The sequence below is a fragment of the Pseudomonas sp. J380 genome (genome assembly GCF_009827115.1).
Lineage (GTDB): Bacteria > Pseudomonadota > Gammaproteobacteria > Pseudomonadales > Pseudomonadaceae > Aquipseudomonas > Aquipseudomonas paracarnis.
In genome coordinates this window covers 3,771,872-3,793,109 of sequence record NZ_CP043060.1, presented here as the reverse complement: position 1 = coordinate 3,793,109, position 21,238 = coordinate 3,771,872, and the positions used below count along the sequence as shown (strand labels likewise).

The following is a 21,238-nucleotide window of genomic DNA, read 5'->3' as shown; positions in this document are numbered from 1 at the left end:
TAAACATGCCAATCAGTGGCAAACGCAATGGTGATGACGTTGTTCGATCCCGTGTTGTTGCGCAGCTTTGTCGCCGTGGTGGACTGCGGCAATTTCACCCGGGCGGCCGAGCGCCTGCATTTGACTCAATCCACCGTCAGCCAGCAGATCCGCCGTCTGGAAGACGCAGTGGCCTGTCAGTTATTGGACCGCGATCAGCGCCGGGTAGTGGCCACCGCCGAGGGTGAGCGTCTGCTCGCGTATGCGCGCCGTATTCTCGCGTTGCACGAAGAAGCCGCCGACGTGCTGATCAACCAGCAAAGCGACGGTGTGTTGCGCCTCGGCGTGCCGGAGGATTTCGCCGCCGAGCGCCTGATGCCGCTGCTTTCGGCGTTTGTGGTGGCGTACCCACGGGTGCGGCTGGAAGTCACCAGCGGTCTGGGCCCCGAATTGCAGCGCCAGTACCGGGGCGGCGAGTTCGATGTGTTGCTGGTCAAGCAGATGGGCGACAGCGACGACTGTGTGGCGTCGTGGCCCGAGCCCTTGTATTGGGTCGACAGCCTGAGCACCCCGGCCCTGGGCCGCGACCCGCTGCCGCTGGTGGCTTTCCCCGTGGGCGGCCTGTATCGCAACGACATGCTGCACCATCTGGAACGGGCCGGCTGGCGTTGGCGCATCGGCTATTCCAGCGCCAGCCTGGCCAGTGTGTGCTCGGCGGTGGCGGCAGGCTTGGGCATCAGTTTATTGCCAGAACGGGTGTTGCAACCGGGCCATCGCATACTCGGCCCAGAGAGTGGCTTGCTACCTGTTCATGGCGTGCGGTTGGCCCTGTATGGCCGCAGTGGTTTGGGCGCAGCGGGCCAGAGTTTGCTGGGTGAATTGCTGGCCTTGTGCAGTGGAAACCCGCACTGAGCTCATACCTTTGCCGAATATTTTGTATGCCTTTAAGGCATTGAAAAACAACGGCTTGAAGCCAGGCCACGGACCCCGTGGCTTTGGTGTGATCGGCTGTTTTGTTTATGCGTTTTTGTTCTATCTATAACTTTAAAGATTACTTTAAGAGATAAGTGTCTGGCACCGATGATTCAGCCCTCGACGGGCCTTCACGCTGGCCCGTCGGTTTTTCAAAACCGCAGGGAGTGAATCAATGGGCAATGTCCAGACCGCCGCCAGTGCACCTGAGGCGCAGTGGCGTCAGGCACCGAGTGGTGAGTTGGTCGACCTTGGCCGGCCGCATCGCGCGCCGTTGGGTCAATTGCGCCTGCAGAAAACCCCGAAGCGTTTTTCCAGCCGCCGCGAAGGGGTTTTGCTCGGGTTGCTGGTGTTGGCGCTGCACGGTGCAGTGATCTATTGGGTGAGCCAGAAACCCACGCCGGTGCTGCCGATTGTGCCGCCGGAAATTCCACCGATGACCATCGAATTTTCCCAGCCGGCGCCGCCGGTGGTTGAGCCGCCACCGCCTGTACCGCCACCACCGCCTCCGCCTGTGGTCGAGCCCCCGCCGCCGCTGGTGGATGAGTTGGCGGCCAAGCCGGCGCCGCCCAAACCCATTGCGAAACCCAAGCCCAAGCCCGTGCCTAAACCTGAGCCCAAGCCGGCCCCCAAGGCCGTCGAGCAACCACCTGCACCACCGACGCCAGCGCTACCTGCACCGCCCGCACCTGCGGCGCCAGCGCCGGTGACGCCTGCTTCGGCCAACGCCGCGTACCTGAAAAACCCGGCGCCGGAATACCCGTCACTGGCTCAGCGTCGCGGTTGGGAAGGCACGGTGTTGCTGCGGGTGCAGGTGCTGGCCAGCGGTAAACCGGGTGAGATCCAGGTGCAAAAAAGCAGTGGTCGCCAGCAGTTGGATGACGCGGCATTGGCGGCGGTGAGGCGCTGGAGTTTCGTGCCTGCCAAGCAGGGCGATGTGGCCCAGAACGGCTGGGTGAGCGTGCCCATCGATTTCAAGATTCATTAATTATTCAGCGGCGCAGAGGGAAACATCATGGCATTGGCATCTCCACTTGAATCCATCGAAAGCACGGTGATCTGGCTGCTGGTGGCCTTTTCGGTCGCCACTTGGGGCCTGGCCTTGCTCAAGGGCGTGCAGTTCGGTCGCCTCAAGGCCCAGGATCGCAAGTTTCACAAACAGTTCTGGGCGGCATCGAGCCTCGACTCGGCCGCCGAACTCGCCGAAACCCAGCCTGGCGCCGCCGCCCGTGTAGCCCAGGCCGGTTATGCCGCGATCCAGGTGGGCGATACCACCCACGCTGCGGATTTGAGCCAGGCGATCAATCACCAGGACCGCCTCGAACGCGCTCTGCGCCAGCAAATTGTGCGTGAGCGCCGCTCCCTGGAAACCGGTCTGGCTGTAGTCGCCAGTATCGGCAGCACCTCGCCGTTTATCGGCCTGTTTGGCACCGTGTGGGGGATCATGGAAGCGCTGAAAGGGATCAGTGCTGCCGGGTCCGCCAGCCTGGAAACCGTGGCCGGGCCCATCGGCGCGGCACTGGTGGCGACCGGCGTGGGGATCGCCGTCGCGGTGCCTGCGGTGCTGGTCTACAACTACTTTTTGCGCCGCCTGAAGCTGACGGCGGCAGACCTGGATGACTTTGCCCACGACTTCTACAGCCTGGCGCAGAAAAACGCGTTCCGCGTGCTGCTGCACCCGGCGCTGACCAAGGCCGGCGCCGGTAGCCCGCAGAAAGTGAAGGAGGCGTCCTGACATGGCCTTCTCCACGCAAGACAGTGATGAGGTGCTGAGCGAGATCAACGTCACGCCGCTGGTGGACGTGATGCTGGTGCTGCTGGTGGTGTTTATCGTCACCGCGCCGCTGTTGACCAACTCGATCCCGATCAACCTGCCCAAGACCCAGGCCGTGGCGCCGGTTGAGCAAAAGGACCCGCTGGTGGTGAGCATCGACGGCGCCGGCAAATTGTTTATCAACAAGGACGAAATCCAGCCGGATCTGCTGGAGTTCAACCTGCAGGCGGCGAAGGCCAAGGACCCCGATGTGCGGGTGCAACTGCAGGCTGACGATGGAGTGAACTACGGCGAAGTGGCACGAGCCATGGCGTCGATTGAGCGTGCGGGCATCACCAAGTTGTCGGTGATCACTGCACGTTAGTTTCAAAAAGTCTCGACAGTTTTTGGGCCGCTTTCCTTGGCAGGGTGCGGCCCTTTTTTTATCTAAGCATTGCATGTTTACAGATGTTGCACAGGAAAAGAATTTACATGTATCCGAGCGTGCAATTTTCGGCTGCATGCTTATTCTGGTCGGCGCATAGAGTGATTTAATTAATGGAGTAATTGCATGTCTATACGCGTTCCTGTCCAAGTCGTGAATACGTTCGTTAATCCCCATTTAACGGTTGAAAAGCCTGAAGAAAAGCCTGCGGTAATGGCATCTTCGAACGATCGCATGGCCGGCATGAGACATCCATCAGCCTGTATTTTGCCCACGCTGGCTGACTATAAGAGAAAACAGAGTTTACTGCAGGGTGCTGAAGCAAGCCCTACGCCAAGAGGCGGGAGCAACTCGGCATTCAAAAAAAATGCTCGTTTAGAATCTTATATCAGCAAGCAAACCGCCGACTTTGTAACGCCCGAAAAAGAAATTTCCACTATTTTATCTGCAAAGATAAAGCAGCAATGGGGTGTGGATATTGATCCAGATAAAACCTATCTAGTAACATTTAAAGATGACAGTGAGGATGAAAAAGAGGTGGTAGAAAAAATCACCCTGACACAAGCGGCATTGAAAAACAGGCAAGATGTAACAATTAAGAATGATGAAAGCTGGTTTGTAAAAATTGGCAAGTACTTTTCGCCAGCGATATATATTTACAACCAGATTGACGGTTGGGTGCAGGAAGCAAACACTCGACAAGGTATTTATCGGGAGCCCAATGCGCCGGGCGATGCCCCCTATAACGCCGACACCCGCGTTTCCATACCGGTGGATGACTTCAAGGCATTAGTCTGGGATACAGACCGGACCCAACTGTATAAGAAGACCCTTGATGGGTTTTGGGACAAGCACAGCGAATCTTATACGGCATTGAGTAAAATCTCGTTTGTCAAAGCCATCAATCTGCAGCGCCTGGAAGGGAGCCTTGGCCCTGCCGAGACGGCACTCGCCCAGCGAGCGTTGGGGCCTGTTGCGCAAAAGGATTGGTCCAAGCTGACGGTCCAGGATTTTGAAGGGCCTGCCGTGAAGGACCCGGATCTGGACATCGGCCTGCTGAGCATCAATGGGTTTGAGTCGACCGACTTGATGTGTGTGACCGATCGGAAAACCCAGTTGACGTTGCTTTACATCCCTGGCAACTCCTCGCCAATACATCGCTTCGATAATCCTCAGCAAATGACAACGTGGCTGGCCGGGCAAGCCTCGGACCCCGTAAAGCGCGCGTCCTTGTTGACGCACTTTTCCCTCAAGGATCAAGCTGACAGAACGTTTTCAGACGGCGTACGTCAGACCCTGCAGGGGATGGGAAACTGGTCCGATGCGCAGGCATCAGGCAATGCTTTCCTTGCGAGCCTCAACGGTTGGGTGCCGGATCGTTTCATCGCTGTTGAGCAGTTGCACGGTGATCCTTTCGAAGCGGTCAAGGTTCGGCAAAAAGCACGGTCCTATTCGGACGCCGACAATGCGATTGTCAGTGACGGGGACTACACCAAGAACCAGGTGCTGCATGTCGTGGAAGAGGCTACCAAGGTCGCCATGTTCATGACGCCGCTGGCGCTGGTGATGCCCGAAGTCGCTATAGGGCTGGATGTTTTCTTCCTGGCCGCCGGGGCTGCCCAGACAGGTATCGGTATTGATGATGCCGTCCAGGGAAAAGCAACGGCTTCCGACCGCATTGTGTTTGGCGTGTTGAACGCCGTACCGCCGTTGGCCACTCACGCCGGGGCACCACTGGCGAAAGCGCTGACAGAGAGGGTGTCCGGCGGTGGCGTTGCAGCAGGGGTTGATGCTGCAACCCGCACACCCACCCAAGTGACTGAACAAGCGCGCCCATTCTTCAGGCCACCACAACGTGTCAATGGGCATATCGGATACCCGATGGGGCCCGTCTCACCTCCAGTGATCCTTGAGGAGGTCAGGGTTCCCATGGATGACGTGAGGCGCATGATCGGGAAAGACTATATGGTTTATGTCGGTCAATACGGTACCAAAGTTACGTATGACGTCGAAGCGGGTCTTTGGCGCGGGCTCCAGGCCAATGGTCAGGTGAACGACATCTTTTATTGGCGTAAAGGTCAAGGACGGTGGCTGGGTGGCACTCAAGCCGAAGCGATTGAGGCCAGTAAAAATGCGCCTGCTTCGATGACAACCAAAGTACTGAAACTACCGAGAATGCCGGTACTGCCGTCCGGTGCTACAGACGTGCCGAAAGTGATCCACTATTTTTGGGCCGGCAATGAAATGCCGGAAAATCTACTCAATAATATTATGGAAAATTCCCGGAAAAGCCCCGGGTATAAGTCGATTGTTCACGTCGATGCCAATAACGCAGATACTTTTCAGAAAATACATTCAGCATTGGATCATAAAGTGGGTGGGCTTGAAGTTCATGATTTAAAGGCCGATGAAAGTTTTCAGGCTCTGAATGCAGGTCAATACGGCGAGATGTATCAGTTTTTCCGTTCAGGGCGTGGGCAGAATTTAGCGGCGTCATCGGACGTCATGCGCGCTGTGCTAATGAAAAAGTACGGTGGCATCTATCTGGATACGGATGATGCGCTGACCTTTAATGTGGGCGAGGTCACATTGAAAGCCACGCCTAATGATATCTTGATGAACGTGCCGGTTACTTACGAACCTACGGACTTCAATGGCTTCAACACCAGTAATTTTGCCAGTCATCCAGACAACCCTGTATTTGACGAGATTCTGGAGACGGCGTATGAGCGATACAAGGCAAACGAAGAATGGCTGAACGCTAATCGTCCCTTTCTGAAGGAAAACTCGACAGCCGCAGAGCGGCAAATTTATAACGAGTATGTAAAGAAAATTTTCGAGATCACTGGGCCGAGAATGTTTGGTGATGTATTGGCGCAAAAAGAATATGGGTTTTTTTCAGAAGTTGAGGAACTGACGGAACTGTTGGAAGCGCGTATTTTACTTCCGCAAGCGTATGCGGAAAAACTTACACAAGTGCGTGATTATTATATGGCGATGAACCATAAGTTCGGAGTTGCTATCGGCTCGGAACACTCTATGCATCATTCTCGCTGAGGTTGGCCCGGTCATTGCGCCGCGGTGGCAGGGACGCAATGGCCGGTTTTAATGAAGGGCTTGGTAAAGCAAGTTCTGAAAAGGGCGTAAATTCCTTTTGGTTATTAATAAATTCTTTTTTATTCCTTATTGGTGCGTGAGCCTCACCCTATACTGACCAGCAACGTTAAACGCTGCAGGAGGGCACACCCATGCACAGCGAGTCGATTCGTTATCTGATCGTGCCGGGCTGGCAAGGATCGCCAGAAGATCATTGGCAAACCCATTGGCAAAACAGCTTGCCCAACAGCGCACGGGTGGAACAGGCCGATTGGCTGACGCCGCGTCGCGAGGATTGGGTCGCCGCACTGGCCGAGGCCATCGCTGCCGACAGCACGCCGGTCATCCTGATCGCTCATAGCCTGGGTTGCATCACCGTGGCCCACTGGGCCGCCACTGCCCCCGTGCAGTTCTTGCGGCAGGTACGCGGCGCATTGCTGGTGGCACCGGCGGATGTCGAGCGTCCTGCGTGTGCCCCTGCACTGCGCAATTTCGCCCCTATTCCAACTGACCTGCTGCCATTTCCCAGCCAGGTGGTCAGCTCCGACAACGACAGTGCCGTAAGCGCCCCCAGGGCTCTGGAACTGGCGCGTCAGTGGGGCGCCGAAGCCGGCATCTTGTCGGGCGCCGGGCATATCAATGTGAAGTCCGGCCACCGGCGCTGGGAGCAAGGGTTTGCTTACCTCTATCGCCTGCAACATCGCCTCGAGCACCACGCTCGGCGCAGCGCCTAATATTTTTCAACGCCCCGTCCCTGTGTGGATTGGGGCGGGAGCCTGCCATGAGTCTGCATGAAACCTTCGGCCAGCCGCTGCTGACCTTTCCCGATGCTGAAAAAAGCCCGTTGAGCATCCGCGCCAAGGCGCTGGTGTTCGTCGACCCACGCTCACGCCAACTGCGTGAAGAGTTGGAAAGCCTTGCGCCGCGCGCCTTACCCGTATTGATTCGAGGAGAAACCGGCAGCGGTAAAGAGTTGCTGGCGCGGCACATCCACCGTGGTAGTGACCGTACTGGCCTGTTTGTCTCGGTCAACTGTGGCGCCATCAGCCCCACCTATGCGGATGCCGAGTTGTTCGGCTATGCCGCCGGCAGTCACAGTGGCGCGGCGAGCAGCCGGGCGGGTTGGTTCGGCTCGGCCAATGGCGGCACCTTGTACCTGGATGAGATCGGCGACTTGCCGCTGCCGATCCAGGTGAAATTGCTCGCGGCTTTGGAAAACCACGAAGTCACCCGCGTTGGTGCCCACCAGCCCAGCCCGGTGGATGTGCGCCTGGTGGCCGCCACCAGTATCGACCTGGCCCAGGCCGTGGCCGTGGGCAAGTTTCACGAGCGTCTGTTCCATTATTTGAGTGAGGGCCGGTTGGACCTGCCGGCGTTGCGCGAGCGGGTGGGGGATATCTTGTCCCTGGCCGAATATTTCCTCGGCATCTACAGCCAGCGCCTGGACCTGCCGGTGCCACTGATCAGCGACGCCGCCCAGCAGGTGCTGGAACACCACACTTGGCCGGGTAATACCCGCGAACTGGAAAACGTCATTCACTTTGCCTTGCTGGTGAGCAGCGGCGATGAAATCTTGCCCGAGCATTTGAACTTGCCAGCGGCGGGTTCGCCGCTGGAGCAAGTGCGACGAATTTTGGCCAGCGCCAGCCCGGCCGAGCAGGAATCGGTGCGTAAATTCCTGTATGAGCAAAATGGAATATCAACGTGAATAAAAGATATTGTTCGGGAATAAAAAATCTAGGTATTGTCCTCTCCACGCCGCGATAGCACTTCGCTGGCACCTCACATAAAAACGGTCGTTAGAAGGACATTGCATGAAAAAGGTTCTGTTGTTTACCGCTCTGGCGGCTGCCCTGACTGCTGGCTTTGCCCAGGCCAGCGAGAAACTGGTGGTGGCTGCTACGCCGATTCCCCACGCCGAAATCCTCGAGCTGATCAAGCCGACCCTGGCCAAGGAAGGTGTGGACCTGCAGATCAAAGTCTTTACCGACTACGTACAGCCCAACGTGCAAGTCGCTGAGAAACGCCTGGATGCCAACTATTTCCAGACCCTGCCGTACCTGGAAAACTTCAACAAGGGTAAAGGCACCAATCTGATTACCGTGGTGGGCGTGCACGTTGAACCCTTCGGCGGCTACTCGAAAAAGATCAAGAAAATCGAAGATCTGAAAGACGGCGCCACCGTGGCGATTCCGAACGAAGGCTCCAACAGCGGCCGCGCCCTGTTGCTGCTGCAAAAGGCCGGTGTGATCACCCTCAAAGACCCGACCAACGCCCTGGCCACGCCGAAAGACATCGCCAGCAACCCGAAGAACCTGAAGTTCAAAGAGCTGGAATCGGCCCTGCTGCCACGGGTGCTGGACCAGGTTGACCTCGACCTGATCAACACCAACTACGCCCTGGAAGCTGGCCTGAACCCGGCCAAGGACGCGTTGATCATCGAAGACGCCAAATCACCTTACGTAAACTTCCTGGTGGCCCGCCCGGACAACAAGGACAGCGATGCTATCCAGAAGTTGGCCAAGGCCCTGACCAGCCCGGAAGTCAAAGCTTTCATCGAGAAGAAGTACAACGGCGCGGTGGTGCCAGCGTTCTGATGTAAGCCAAAACCCCCTTCAAGGTTTCAACGCCGACGGCTACTACAGCGTCGGCGTTTTTTTATCTGAAATACAGTCAAAACTGTGCGATTGCTCGTTCCCACGCTCCGCGTGGGAACGTCTCCTGTGACGCTCTGCGTCACGACTTTAGAGCGGACGCAGAGCGTCCTGGGGCTGCATTCCCACGCAGAGCGTGGGAACGATCGACAGCTCCCACAGAGGTTAGGTTTTTGGGTGATATCAATATGCTATTTCGGTATTTAAACTTTGATTTTTATACCTTTAAAGTTCGCGCTAGCTGACGTTATCCACGTCGGCACGGACTGCGCTCGCGGCATTACCCATGCGGCGATATGGACTGCACATGACCTTCGATTTCGCTTTTATCCTCAGCACCCTGCCGGCGTTTCTCAAGGCCGTGGGTGTGACGCTGCAAGTCGGCCTGATCGCCATTGCCACGTCCTTGCTGGTGGCGCTGATCAACGCTGCGCTGCTGGTGTTTCGTACGCCTTACCTGTCGCGCCTGGTGGCGCTCTATGTGGAGCTGGCACGTAACACGCCGCTGTTGATCCAACTGTTCTTCGTCTACTTCGCGCTGCCGGCCCTGGGTTTCAATATTTCCGGGTTCTGGGCGGCGATCATCACCATGACCTTTCTGGGCGGCGCCTATCTCACCGAGGTGCTGCGCGCTGGTGTGGAAGCGGTGCCGCTGGCGCAAATCGAGTCGGGCAAGTCCATTGGCCTGTCCGATTGGCAGCTGTTGCGCCATGTGATCCTGCCCCAGGCCGGCATCCTCAGCCTACCGGCGCTGTTCGCCAATTTCATCTTTCTGCTCAAGGAAACCACGGTGGTTTCCGCCGTGGCGGTGCCGGAAATTCTCTACACCACCAAGAGCTACATCGCCCTCTACTACAAAACCTACGAAATGCTCGCTGTGCTGACGCTGATTTGCGTGCTGTTGTTCTTGCCGTTGTCGCTGTTGCTCAGCCGCCTGGAAAGGAGGCTCCAACATGGCCAGTTCGGGTCTTGAGTTGCTCTGGGTGTCGTTGCCGCAACTGGGCAAGGGCGCTGCGCAAACCCTGTCGATTTCGTTTTTGAGCATCGCCTTCAGTACGGTTGGCGGCGTGCTCTACGGCGTGCTGCGCACTTTGAATAACAAAGCGATCAACGGCGTGCTGCGGGTCTACCTGGAACTGTTCCGCGCCATTCCGGTACTGGTGTGGTTGTACCTGCTGTTTTTTGGCGTGCCGATCTTCTTCGGCCTGAGCATCCCCAGTTTCTGGTGCGCGGTGCTGGTGCTGTCGTTGTGGGGCGCCAGCGAGGTGGGCGAAGTGGTGCGTGGCGCGTTGCATTCGCTGCCCCGTGGCCAGCGCGAAGCAGGCTTGTCGATTGGCCTGTCCGGCCCACAGTTGTACGGCTATGTACTGCTGCCCCAGGCCCTCAAGCGCATGACGCCGCCGACCATCAATGTGTACACGCGCATCATCAAGACTAGCTCCCTGGCGGTGCTGATCGGCGTGGTGGATGTGATCAAGGTCGGCCAGCAAATCATCGAGCGCACCTATGAGTCGGTATTGATCTACGGTGCGCTGTTCCTGTTTTTCTTCTTTATCTGCTACCCGTTGTCAGCCGCCTCCAAGGTGCTGGAACGGCGCTGGGCCCAAGCATGAGCGCATTGATCGAGTTCCAGGGTTTCAACAAATTCTTCGGCGAGGCGCAGGTGCTCAAGGGTATCGACCTGAGCGTGCAACGCGGCGAAGTGGTGGTGATCCTCGGCCCCAGCGGCTGTGGCAAAAGCACCTTGCTGCGTTGTTTGAACGGGTTGGAAGTGGCACACAGCGGCAGTCTGCGGTTCGCCGGCAAAGAGCTGCTGGATAAAACCACCGACTGGCGCCAGGTACGCCAGGACATCGGCATGGTGTTCCAGAGCTACCACCTGTTCCCGCACATGAGCGTGCTCGACAACATCCTGCTCGGCCCGCTCAAAGTGCAAAAGCGCGACCCCCGGGAGGCCCGTGAGCAGGCGGAAAAATTGCTGGAGCGCGTGGGCCTTGCCGACAAGCGCGACGCCTTCCCACGCCAGCTTTCCGGCGGCCAGCAGCAACGCATCGCCATCGTCCGCTCGTTGTGCATGAACCCCCAGGTCATGCTGTTTGACGAAGTCACCGCGGCCCTCGACCCGGAGATGGTCAAGGAAGTGCTGGAAGTGATCCAGGACCTGGCCCGCGATGGCATGACCCTGCTGATCGTTACCCACGAAATGGCCTTCGCCCGCGCCGTCGCCGACCGCGTGGTGTTCATGGAGGCCGGTCGCATCCTCGAACACAACACCCCCGAGGCATTCTTTACGAACCCGCAGACCGCGCGCGCGCAGCAGTTCCTGGAGAAGTTCTCCTTTGTTTCAACACTGCCCAAAAAGATCAAGGAACTGGAGCTGATATGAAAAAGTTACTGCTGCCACTGTTTGCCGTCGCCTTGCTGGCCGGCTGCGATAAAAAGGCCGAAGAGCCGGTAAAACCCGCGGCTGTGAGCTACATCGACAAAATCAAAGCGCGGGACAAGCTGATTGTCGGCGTGTTTACCGACAAGCCGCCATTCGGTTTTGTGGACGAAGCGGGTCGTTATGTCGGCTTCGATACCGACATCGGCCGTCAATTCGCCAAGGACCTGTTGGGCGACGAAAACAAGGTGGAATTTGTCGCCGTGGAACCGGCCAGCCGCATTCCGTTCCTGCAAAGCGACAAGGTCGACCTGATTCTCGCCAACATGACCGTGACGCCTGAACGCAAGGACGCGGTGGACTTCACCAACCCCAACCTGAAAGTCGCGGTGCAGGCTCTGGTGCCGAATGACAGCGCCGTCAAAAGCCTGGATGACCTGGCAACCCGCACGACCATCGTCACCACCGGCACCACGGCGGATATCTGGCTGACCAAGAACCATCCGGACTGGAAGCTGCTCAAGTTCGAGAAGAACTCCGAGTCGCTGCAAGCTCTGTCGGCCGGCCGTGGTGATGCCTATGCCCAGGACAACCTGGTGCTGTTCAGCTGGGCCAAGCAGAACCCGGGTTACCGCGTGCTGGAAGAGAAGCTGGGTGATGAAGCGCCGATTGCCCCGGCGGTGAAGAAGGGCAATACCGAGCTGCGTGACTGGGTGAATGCGGAGTTGGCGAAGTTGGGCGAGGAGAAGTTTCTGCTCAAGCTTTATGACCAATATGTGCGCAAAGAGCTGAGCGATGACACCAAGCCTGAAAGTGTGATTGTTGAAGGCGGTAAGTGGCAGGGCTGATTGATCACCCCGTCCTTGTAGGAGCGAGCTTGCTCGCGAAGAACGCACAGGCAACGCGGGCTACCAGATAGCGCTGCGTTATCGTTGACGTTTTTCGCGAGCAAGCTCGCTCCTACTCCGGCCAATGCCACGCCGGCGCATCCAAAATGCCCTGCCCTACAATCCGCGTTTCCCCCATCACCTTCTCCAACACAATCGAATTACACCCCTCATCCTGCTGCAAGGCCGCAATCAAGCGGCTGGCATGGGACACCACCCACACCTGGCACTGCTTCGACGCCTGGATAATCAAGCGCGCCAGTGCCGGCAACAGGTCGGGATGCAGGCTGGTCTCCGGCTCGTTCAGCACCATCATGGTCGGCGGGCGTGGGGTCAGCAGTGCTGCGATCAGCAGCAGGTAACGCAGGGTGCCGTCCGACAGCTCCGCCGCCGACAATGGGCGCAGTAAGCCTTCCTGATAGAACTCAATGGCAAAGCGTCCGCCCTGCAACGGTTCGATATGCAACCGTGCGCCGGGGAAGGCATCACTGACCGCGTGCTGCAACGCCTCGACATCGCCCACTTCGCGAATCGTCTGTAACGCGGCCGCCAAATCCCGACCGTCGTGATGCAGCACCGGCGTGCGCGTGCCTAATTGCGGCTGGCGTACCGGCGCATCCACATCGCTGCGAAAGTGATCATAAAAGCGCCAGCCACGGATGCTTTCGCGCAGCAGCAACACTTCCGGCGAACCGCGCAGGCTGCCGACCTGATCGAACAGGCTGTGATAGTTGGGCGTGTGTTGGGCCAGCACGTCCCAGGCGCGGCCATCACGGGCGCGTACCATCGGCCCCGAGCGCTGAACCAGCAGGCTGGCCGGACGGTAGAGAGGGCCGGCCCAGATACATTCCTTTTTAATCTCCGGGTCCAGTTTGAACTCGCTGCCGGGAACCGGGATGGGCATGCCCAGGGAGATGGCGTAGCTGAAGTCCTCTCCGGCAAAGCCCAGGCGCAAGCGTTTGACGCCTTGGGCGACCACGGCCTCCACCGGTACTTCGCCGCTGCGCATACGCCGGGTGATGGTTTCCGGCCCGGCCCAGAATGTGGAATCCAGCCCGCCTTCGCGGGCCAGCGCATTGATCACCCCGCCCTGGGCAGTTTCGGCCAGCAGGCGCAGGGCGCGATACAGGTTGGACTTGCCGCTGCCATTGGGCCCTGTCACCAGGTTCAGCCGGTCCAGGGGCACCACCAATTTGTTGATCGAGCGGTAATTGGCCACCGCGAGGGTTTTAAGCATGTGTATTTAGTCAGCATGGGAACCATTGGAGTATGGGATCCTCCATGCAGATAAGGAACCCTGATCTAAGCTCACAGTCGCATACACACTTGAACGTCGGCATCACGCAAAAGGAGCCTGCATGGGCGGTCGCACCTCGACATTTATTTTCAGCCTTGGCCTCCTGGCGCTGCTCAGCGGCTGTGGCCAGGACAAAGCCGAGCCCAAGCAGCATTCGCGGGTGTTCGTGCAAACCGTGCAGTCGGCGGATTTTGCCGCGGCGGTGACGCTGACCGGTGATATCCAGGCGCGGGTGCAAACCGATCTGTCCTTTCGCGTGGGCGGCAAGATCATCCAGCGCATGGTCGACGTGGGCGACCGCGTCACAGCCAGGCAAGTCCTGGCCAAGCTCGACCCCAAGGACCTGCAAACCAACGTCGATTCGGCCCAGGCCCAGGTCGTGGCCGAACAGGCGCGGGTCAAGCAGACCGCCGCCGCCTTTGTGCGCCAGGAAAAACTCTTGCCCAAAGGCTATACCAGCCGCAGCGAATATGACGCCGCCCAGGCCGCGCTGCGCAGCAGCCAAAGTGCCCTGGCCGCTGCCCAGGCGCAGTTGGCCAATGCCCGCGAACAATTGGGCTACACCGCGTTGATCGCCGATGCCCCGGGGATCATCACGGCGCGCCAGGCCGAAGTCGGCCAAGTGGTACAGGCCACCGTGCCGATCTTCAGCCTCGCCCGCGATGGCGAACGTGACGCCGTGTTCAACGTGTATGAGTCCTTGCTGGTGGAGCCGCCGCCCGACGCGCCGATTACGGTGAGCCTGCTGGACAACCCGAGCATCAAGGCCGTGGGCAAAGTCCGCGAAGTCACGCCCGCCGTGGCCGCCAATACCGGCACCGTCCAAGTGAAGATCGCCCTGCAAAGCCTGCCCAAGGGCATGGAACTGGGGTCGGTGGTCAGCGCCACCGCCAATGGCCCGGCCAAGGCGAGCATCGAGCTGCCTTGGTCAGCGCTGACCAAAGACCTCAACGAGCCAGCCTTGTGGCTGGTGGACGGCGAAGGCAAGGCGCAGTTGCACAAGGTCACCGTGGCGCGCTACCTCACCGGCAAAGTGATCATCGGCGAGGGCCTCAAAGGCGGTGAAAAAGTCGTGATAGCCGGTGGGCAATTGCTGCACCCCGGCATGGTCGTCGAGATCGCCCAACCCGGAGCGCAGCCATGAAGCAATTGACGCTCATTGTCGCCGCCAGCCTGTTGCTGATGGCCTGCTCCAAGGAAGAGGCGCCGCCCGAACCCATACGCCCGGTGCTGTCCATGGAAGTGAAGGCTGAAGACCAGGAAAACCTGGGCCGTTTCGCCGGCACCATCCAGGCCCGCTATGAAAGCAACCTGGGTTTCCGTGTGCCGGGCCGCATCGCCCGTCGCGCTGTGGATGTCGGCGCCGAAGTGGAGAAGGGCGCCCTGCTCGCCGTGCTTGACCCCACCGACCAGCAGAACCAATTGCGCGCTGCCCAGGGCGACCTGGCGCGCGTACAGGCGCAGTTCATCAACGCCCAGGCCAACGCTCGGCGGCAACAGGAGCTGTTCAACCGTGGCGTCGGCGCCCAGGCCCAGCTGGATGTGGCCCAGACCGACCTGAAAACCACCCAGGCGACCCTCGACCAGGCCCGTGCTTCGGTCAACCAGGCCAAGGATCAGCTCAACTACGCCGAACTGCGCACCGACCATGCCGGCATCGTCACCGCCTGGAATGCCGAGGCCGGCCAAGTAGTCAGCGCCGGCCAGCAAGTGGTGACCCTGGCCCGTCCGGACATCAAGGAAGCGGTGATCGACCTGCCCGCCGGCCTGGCTGAACGCTTGCCTGCCGATGTGGTGTTCCTCGTCGCCGGCCAACTGGACCCCAGCGTGCACACCACTGCCGTGGTGCGTGAGATCGAGCCTCAGGCCCAAAGTGCCACGCGCACCCGTCGCGCACGCCTGAGCCTGGCCGAAACCCCGCCGGCGTTCCGCCTGGGCACGGCAATCAGCGTGACTTTGAGCACCGCCATCGCCCCGCGTATCGAACTGCCCCTGAGCGCCTTGCAGGAAGTCGACGGCAAGACCCGTATCTGGCTGCTCGACACCCAGAGCCAGACCGTGCAACCCCGCGAGGTCACGGTTATCAGCCGTGATGCTCACAGCGCCTTGCTCAATGGCAGCGTCAAACCCGGCGAGCACATTGTCACCGCCGGCGTGAACAGCCTGAAACCTGGGCAAAAAGTCAAAATCGACGAGGACAGCCCGCGATGAAAGGGAGCTTCAACTTATCCGACTGGGCCCTCAAGCATCAGTCCTTCGTCTGGTACCTCATGTTCGTCGCGCTGCTGATGGGCGTGTTCTCGTACATGAACCTGGGCCGTGAAGAAGACCCGTCGTTCACCATCAAGACCATGGTGATCCAGACCCGCTGGCCGGGCGCGACCCAGGAAGAAACCCTCAAGCAGGTCACCGACCGCATCGAGAAAAAACTCGAGGAACTCGACTCCCTCGACTACGTGAAAAGCTACACCCGGCCGGGCGAGTCCACGGTGTTCGTGTTCCTCAAGGACACCACCAGTGCCAAGGCCATCCCGGAGATCTGGTACCAGGTTCGCAAGAAGATCGATGATATCCGCGGCACCTTCCCCCAGGGTTTGCAGGGGCCGTCGTTCAACGATGAATTCGGTGACGTGTTCGGCTCGGTGTATGCCTTTACCGGCGATGGCCTGTCGATGCGTCAGCTGCGTGATTACGTGGAGCAGGTGCGCGCCGAAATCCGTTCGGTACCGGGGCTGGGCAAGGTCGAAATGATCGGCCAGCAGGACGAAGTGATCTACCTGAATTTCTCCACGCGCAAACTCGCGGCACTGGGGATTGATCAGCGCCAGGTCGTGCAAAGCCTGCAATCGCAGAATGCGGTAACGCCGGCCGGGGTAATCGAGGCTGGGCCGGAGCGGATTTCGGTGCGCACCTCCGGGCAGTTCGCCTCGGAGAAAGACCTGGCCAACGTCAACCTGCGCCTCAATGACCGTTTCTACCGGCTGGCGGATATTGCCGACATCAGCCGTGGCTATGTGGACCCGGCGCGGCCGATGTTCCGCTTCAACGGCAAACCGGCGATTGGCTTGGCCATCGCCATGCAGAAGGGCGGCAATATCCAGTCGTTCGGCAAGGCCCTGCACGGGCGCATGGACGAGCTGACCGCCGACCTGCCGGTGGGCGTCGGCGTGCACAAGGTGTCCGACCAGGCCGAAGTGGTGGAAGAAGCCGTCGGCGGGTTTACCAGCGCGTTGTTCGAGGCGGTGATCATCGTGCTGGTGGTGAGCTTTATCAGCCTCGGCATGCGCGCCGGGTTGGTGGTGGCGTGCTCGATTCCGTTGGTGCTGGCGCTGGTGTTCGTGTTCATGGAATACAGCGGCATCACCATGCAGCGCGTGTCGCTGGGCGCATTGATCATCGCCCTCGGCCTGCTGGTGGATGACGCGATGATCACCGTGGAGATGATGATCACGCGCCTGGAAAAAGGCGAAACCAAGGAACAGGCGGCGACATACGCCTATACCTCCACGGCCTTCCCGATGCTCACCGGCACGCTGGTGACCGTGGCCGGCTTCGTGCCGATTGGCCTCAACGCCAGTTCGGCGGGCGAGTACACCTTTACCTTGTTCGCGGTGATTGCCGTGGCGATGCTGGTGTCGTGGGTGGTGGCGGTGCTGTTTGCGCCGGTGATCGGCGTGCATATCCTCAGCGCCAATGTGAAACCGCACAACGCCGAGCCAGGGCGCATTGGCCGGGCCTTCAATGGCGGCATGCTGTGGGCCATGCGCAACCGTTGGTGGGCGATTGGTATCACCGTGGCGCTGTTCGTGGCCTCGGTGTTTTCCATGCAATTTGTGCAGAACCAGTTCTTCCCGTCGTCGGACCGTCCGGAAATCCTCGTCGACCTGAACCTGCCGCAAAACGCCTCGATCAACGAGACGCGCAAGGCGGTAGACCGCCTCGAAGCGATCATCAAGGACGACCCCGATATCGCCCGTTGGAGCACCTACATCGGCCAGGGCGCGATCCGTTTCTACCTGCCGCTGGACCAGCAGTTGGAAAACCCCTACTACGCGCAACTGGTGATTGTGAGCAAGGGCCTGGAAGAGCGTGGCGCCCTGATCGCCCGCCTGCAACAACGCTTGCGCGATGATTTTGTCGGTATCGGCAGCTACGTGCAGCCGCTGGAAATGGGCCCGCCGGTAGGGCGGCCGATCCAGTACCGCGTGTCCGGCAAAGACATCGACCAGGTGCGCAAACACGCCATTGAACTGGCGACCTTGCTGGATCAGAACACCCACCTGGGCGAGATCATCTACGACTGGAACGAGCCGGGCAAAGTGCTGCGCGTCGACATCGCCCAAGACAAGGCGCGGCAACTGGGGCTTTCGTCGGAAGACGTGGCGCAGTTGATGAACAGCGTGGTCAGCGGCGCGGCGGTGACCCAGGTGCACGACGATATCTACCTGATCAACGTGGTCGGCCGCGCCGAGGATGCCGAGCGCGGTACGCCGGAAACCTTGCAGAACCTGCAGATCGTTACGCCCAACGGCACCTCGATTCCATTGCTGGCCTTTGCTACGGTGCGTTACGAACTGGAGCAGCCGCTGGTCTGGCGCCGTGACCGCAAGCCGACGATTACCATCAAGGCCGCGGTGCGCGATGAGATGCAGCCGACCGACCTGGTCAAGCAATTGGCGCCGACCATCGAGAAATTCAGCGAAGGCTTGCCGGTGGGCTACAAAGTCGCCACCGGTGGCACTGTGGAAGAAAGTGGCAAGGCTCAGGGACCTATCGCCAAGGTGGTGCCGTTGATGCTGTTCCTGATGGCCACCTTCCTGATGATCCAGTTGCACAGCGTGCAGAAGATGTTCCTGGTAGCCAGCGTCGCGCCACTGGGGCTGATCGGCGTGGTGCTGGCGTTGATCCCCACGGGAACGCCCATGGGCTTTGTGGCGATCCTGGGTATCCTGGCGCTGATCGGCATCATCATCCGCAACTCGGTGATTCTGGTCACACAGATCCACGAGTACGAAGAGGCCGGCTACACGCCGTGGGATGCGGTGGTGGAAGCCACAGAGCACAGGCGCCGGCCGATTCTGCTAACGGCTGCGGCGGCGAGCCTGGGCATGATCCCGATTGCACGAGAGGTGTTCTGGGGGCCGATGGCCTACGCGATGATCGGCGGGATCATCATTGCGACGTTGCTGACGTTGCTGTTTCTGCCGGCGCTGTATGTGGCCTGGTACAAGATTCGCGAGCCGAAACAGGAACATCAGCCACAACAGGATTAATTCTGTAGGAGCGAGCTTGCTCGCGAAAAACGTCAACGATAACGCGTGCTTCCTGAGTAAACGCGGCGCCTGTGAGTTTTTCGCGAGCAAGCTCGCTCCTACAAAAGAGCCTTAACTGACTGAGGCTGTGTGAAGCTTCTGAAAAATCCCGACGTCATCCTGGCTGACCCTTGCATGTTGTACCCTCTGGTCCTCATTCCAAACCCAGGTCGGTCCTCATGCAGTGCCTGCGTATCACCTTGCTGTTTTGCGCGTTGCTCCTTGCACCGCCTGCCTTCGCCGCCACCGTACTGGAAAACGCCTTGTGGCGCGTCGAACTCGACCCCGCCACCCTGGCGCTGCGCGTGACACCCGCAGGCCAGACTTCGGTGCAGGCATCCAGCGGTGTGGCCGCGCATGCCGTCAGCCAATTGCAAAACACGCCTGACCAAGCCACTTGGCAATGGGACAACGGCGCCTATCGCCTGAGCGTCCGCATGGAGCAGCGCGATTTAGTCCTGACCATCAAGGCCCGCGCGCCCGGTGAGCTGGCCCTGCTGCGCCAGCCTGCCGAGGCCATGGGGCGAGGGTTGATCTGGCCCTTGGCCGAGGGGCATTACGTGCCTGCCGGCAATGCGATCTGGAAGGCGTTTCTGCTGGAGCGGGGTGAGCTCAATACCACCCAGGACCTGAGCCTGCCGCTGTGGGGCGTGGATCACGGTGGCTTCACGTTGAACTGGCTGTTGACCAACCCCTACAACAACCGCCTGCAATGGCAAGCCGACGGCAACGGCCTGGCCCTCTCCGCGGCCCATGAATTCACCTCGCTGGCGCCTGATGCGCCGATGACGCTGCGGCTGTACCTGGGCGATGCCGACCCATTGGCTGGCGCCAAGCGCTACCGCCAGTGGCTGGTGGAGCAGGGCCGCTATGAACCGTTGGCGGACAAGCTGCGGCAAACACCTGAAGCCCAGAAGCTGCTGGGCGCCAGCCATGTGTACCTCTGGGACAACGGCCTGCTGGCTATGGGCGATGTGCGTGATTGGGCCAAACTGATCAAACGGCTGCGCAGCCATGAACTCAAGACGCTGATGGACAAAGAGAGCGCACAGCTGCTGGCGCAGCCCACTCCATTGAATCGCTATGAGCAAACCGTGCTGCTGCGCGGTCTCAACGCGGCGATCAACACCAAGGCCCGGCAGGCCTGGCAGGTGGAAGAGCCCGACATGACCCGCCTTGCCGCCCGCTATGGTGAGCTGCGCAGTGAACTGGCCGTGGACTTTGCGGGGGCCTTGAGTGACAGCCCGCAAACCTGGGGCAGTAGCACGATTCAAACCCTGCGCGACGCCGGGCTGCAGCGTCTTCTGCTGACCTTGGGCGAAGGTTGGGAGGGTGGCCTCTGGCATCCCGAAGCGATTCGCGCGGGGGTGGAAGCCGGTTTTCTGATGGCGCCTTACGACTCCTATGAAACGGCCCTGTCCGCCACCGAAAACCCCGATTGGACCACTGCCCACTTGGGCGCCAAGGCCTATCGCGACTGCGCGATCGTGTTGAAAGACGGCAAGCTGAAAACCGGTTTCCAGAAGTCCGGCCATTACACCGACCCGCGGTGTGTCCGGCCGCTGCTGGAGGCGCGGGTGAAGGCGGTACACGCCAAGGCTGGCTTCAATGCCTGGTTTCTCGATGCTTACGCCACCAGCATGCTGTTCGACAGCTATCGCAGCAACGCCAGCATGACCCAGGCACAAAACGCCGAAGGCAATATCGACGCCTCCCGCTGGATCAACACCGTGCCGAAGCTGGTCACAGGCTCTGAAGACGGTAACGCGATCACCGCCCAGGGCATCCTGTTTGCCCACGGCATGCAGACCCCGGTGATCGGCTGGGGTGACCGCGAGATGACCCATGACCCGCAGTCGCCGTACTTCGTAGGCAACTGGTACCCCACGGAGCAACCGGCGGTGTTCTTCAAATCGGTGCCGTTGAAGGAGCCGTTTCGCACGCTGTATTTCGAACCGACGATGCGCCTGCCGTTGTATCAGGCGGTGTTCCACGGCTCGGTGATCACCACCCATCATTGGCTGTTCGACAGCCTCAAACTGAGCAATGTGCAGGGCGACAATGAACTGACCCAACTGCTCTACAACGTGCCGCCGCTGTACCACCTCAGTGCTGCGACGCTCAAGGCGCGGCTGCCGATTATTCAGCGCCAGGACCGCTTCTTCCGGCCGTTGCACCAGCGCTTGGCGACCCAGGAAATGACTGGTTTCCGTTGGCTGACGGTGGACAAACAGCTGCAGCAAACCACCTTCGCCGATGGGACGCGGCTGGTGGCGAATTTCTCGGCGGTGGAAAAACAGGGGTATGCCGGGCGCAGTGTGACGGTGCTTGTGGCGGGGGAGGAGCCGGTGGTGTATCAGGTGAAATAACGCTGCCCGTTACGGCGCCATCGCGGGCAAGCCCGCTCCCACAGGGGAATGCATTCCAAAGGTGGGAGCTGGCTTGCCTGCGATGAGGCAG

General features: G+C 59.8%; 17 protein-coding genes. 16 read left to right on the top strand and 1 reads right to left on the bottom strand.

All coding sequences use genetic code 11. The annotated features are described in order from the left end of the window. Positions 1 to 39 precede the first annotated feature (39 nt). From FXO12_RS17160 to FXO12_RS17105, 12 genes are all read left to right on the top strand, one after another. The gene (locus tag FXO12_RS17160; protein WP_057975447.1) at positions 40 to 891 is read left to right on the top strand and encodes a LysR family transcriptional regulator; all 852 of its coding nucleotides are present in this window, start codon (positions 40 to 42) and stop codon (positions 889 to 891) included. A gap of 235 nt (positions 892 to 1,126) precedes the next feature. After that, positions 1,127 to 1,939, top strand: coding sequence for an energy transducer TonB (locus FXO12_RS17155; protein WP_057975345.1), 813 nt, complete (start codon positions 1,127 to 1,129; stop codon positions 1,937 to 1,939). Positions 1,940 to 1,963: 24 nt separating this feature from the next. Beyond that, the gene (locus tag FXO12_RS17150; RefSeq protein WP_087149534.1) at positions 1,964 to 2,686 is read left to right on the top strand and encodes a MotA/TolQ/ExbB proton channel family protein; all 723 of its coding nucleotides are present in this window, start codon (positions 1,964 to 1,966) and stop codon (positions 2,684 to 2,686) included. A 1-nt stretch (position 2,687) separates the two neighbouring features. Beyond that, positions 2,688 to 3,089 (top strand): biopolymer transporter ExbD, encoded by a 402-nt coding sequence (locus FXO12_RS17145; RefSeq protein WP_034125467.1) that lies wholly within the window; start codon positions 2,688 to 2,690, stop codon positions 3,087 to 3,089. Positions 3,090 to 3,275: 186 nt separating this feature from the next. Further along, positions 3,276 to 6,206: a glycosyltransferase family 32 protein gene (locus FXO12_RS17140; protein WP_125919838.1), complete on the top strand. Its 2,931-nt coding sequence runs from the start codon at positions 3,276 to 3,278 to the stop codon at positions 6,204 to 6,206. A gap of 191 nt (positions 6,207 to 6,397) precedes the next feature. After that, positions 6,398 to 6,979, top strand: coding sequence for an alpha/beta hydrolase (locus FXO12_RS17135; RefSeq protein ID WP_034134614.1), 582 nt, complete (start codon positions 6,398 to 6,400; stop codon positions 6,977 to 6,979). Positions 6,980 to 7,026: 47 nt separating this feature from the next. After that, positions 7,027 to 7,953, top strand: coding sequence for a sigma 54-interacting transcriptional regulator (locus tag FXO12_RS17130; protein ID WP_054920316.1), 927 nt, complete (start codon positions 7,027 to 7,029; stop codon positions 7,951 to 7,953). Positions 7,954 to 8,059: 106 nt separating this feature from the next. After that, a complete protein-coding gene (locus FXO12_RS17125; RefSeq protein ID WP_034125470.1) occupies positions 8,060 to 8,842 on the top strand; it encodes a MetQ/NlpA family ABC transporter substrate-binding protein in 783 nt (260 codons plus the stop codon). Between the two features lie 364 nt (positions 8,843 to 9,206). After that, positions 9,207 to 9,872, top strand: a complete 666-nt coding sequence (locus tag FXO12_RS17120; protein WP_003187615.1) for an amino acid ABC transporter permease — start codon at positions 9,207 to 9,209, stop codon at positions 9,870 to 9,872. Continuing rightward, the gene (locus tag FXO12_RS17115) at positions 9,853 to 10,512 is read left to right on the top strand and encodes an amino acid ABC transporter permease (protein ID WP_034125471.1); all 660 of its coding nucleotides are present in this window, start codon (positions 9,853 to 9,855) and stop codon (positions 10,510 to 10,512) included. The genes FXO12_RS17120 and FXO12_RS17115 overlap by 20 nt, the downstream gene beginning before the upstream one ends. After that, entirely contained in the window at positions 10,509 to 11,285 is a 777-nt protein-coding gene (locus FXO12_RS17110; RefSeq protein WP_034125472.1) for an amino acid ABC transporter ATP-binding protein, read from the top strand. The genes FXO12_RS17115 and FXO12_RS17110 overlap by 4 nt, the downstream gene beginning before the upstream one ends. Further along, on the top strand, positions 11,282 to 12,130 hold the full coding sequence (locus FXO12_RS17105) for a transporter substrate-binding domain-containing protein (RefSeq protein WP_034125473.1): 849 nt from the start codon (positions 11,282 to 11,284) through the stop codon (positions 12,128 to 12,130). The genes FXO12_RS17110 and FXO12_RS17105 overlap by 4 nt, the downstream gene beginning before the upstream one ends. 112 nt (positions 12,131 to 12,242) lie before the next feature. Here FXO12_RS17105 and FXO12_RS17100 read toward each other — a convergent pair whose 3' ends face one another. Further along, positions 12,243 to 13,406 (bottom strand): AAA family ATPase, encoded by a 1,164-nt coding sequence (locus FXO12_RS17100; protein WP_054896671.1) that lies wholly within the window; start codon positions 13,404 to 13,406, stop codon positions 12,243 to 12,245. Between the two features lie 121 nt (positions 13,407 to 13,527). Between FXO12_RS17100 and FXO12_RS17095 the strand changes: the two genes are divergently transcribed. The 4 genes from FXO12_RS17095 to FXO12_RS17080 all read left to right on the top strand — a co-directional run bounded on the left by FXO12_RS17095 (position 13,528) and on the right by FXO12_RS17080 (position 21,147). After that, the gene (locus FXO12_RS17095) at positions 13,528 to 14,610 is read left to right on the top strand and encodes an efflux RND transporter periplasmic adaptor subunit (RefSeq protein WP_057975346.1); all 1,083 of its coding nucleotides are present in this window, start codon (positions 13,528 to 13,530) and stop codon (positions 14,608 to 14,610) included. Beyond that, complete coding sequence (locus FXO12_RS17090; protein WP_054920307.1) at positions 14,607 to 15,677, top strand: efflux RND transporter periplasmic adaptor subunit; 1,071 nt, start codon at positions 14,607 to 14,609, stop codon at positions 15,675 to 15,677. Before FXO12_RS17095 ends, FXO12_RS17090 begins: the two co-directional genes overlap by 4 nt. After that, positions 15,674 to 18,739, top strand: coding sequence for an efflux RND transporter permease subunit (locus tag FXO12_RS17085; protein ID WP_032894148.1), 3,066 nt, complete (start codon positions 15,674 to 15,676; stop codon positions 18,737 to 18,739). The genes FXO12_RS17090 and FXO12_RS17085 overlap by 4 nt, the downstream gene beginning before the upstream one ends. Before the next feature lie 218 nt (positions 18,740 to 18,957). After that, positions 18,958 to 21,147 carry a glycoside hydrolase gene (locus FXO12_RS17080; protein ID WP_057975347.1) on the top strand — a complete coding sequence of 730 codons (2,190 nt, stop codon included), beginning with the start codon at positions 18,958 to 18,960 and terminating at the stop codon, positions 21,145 to 21,147. The last annotated feature ends 91 nt before the right edge of the window (positions 21,148 to 21,238 follow it).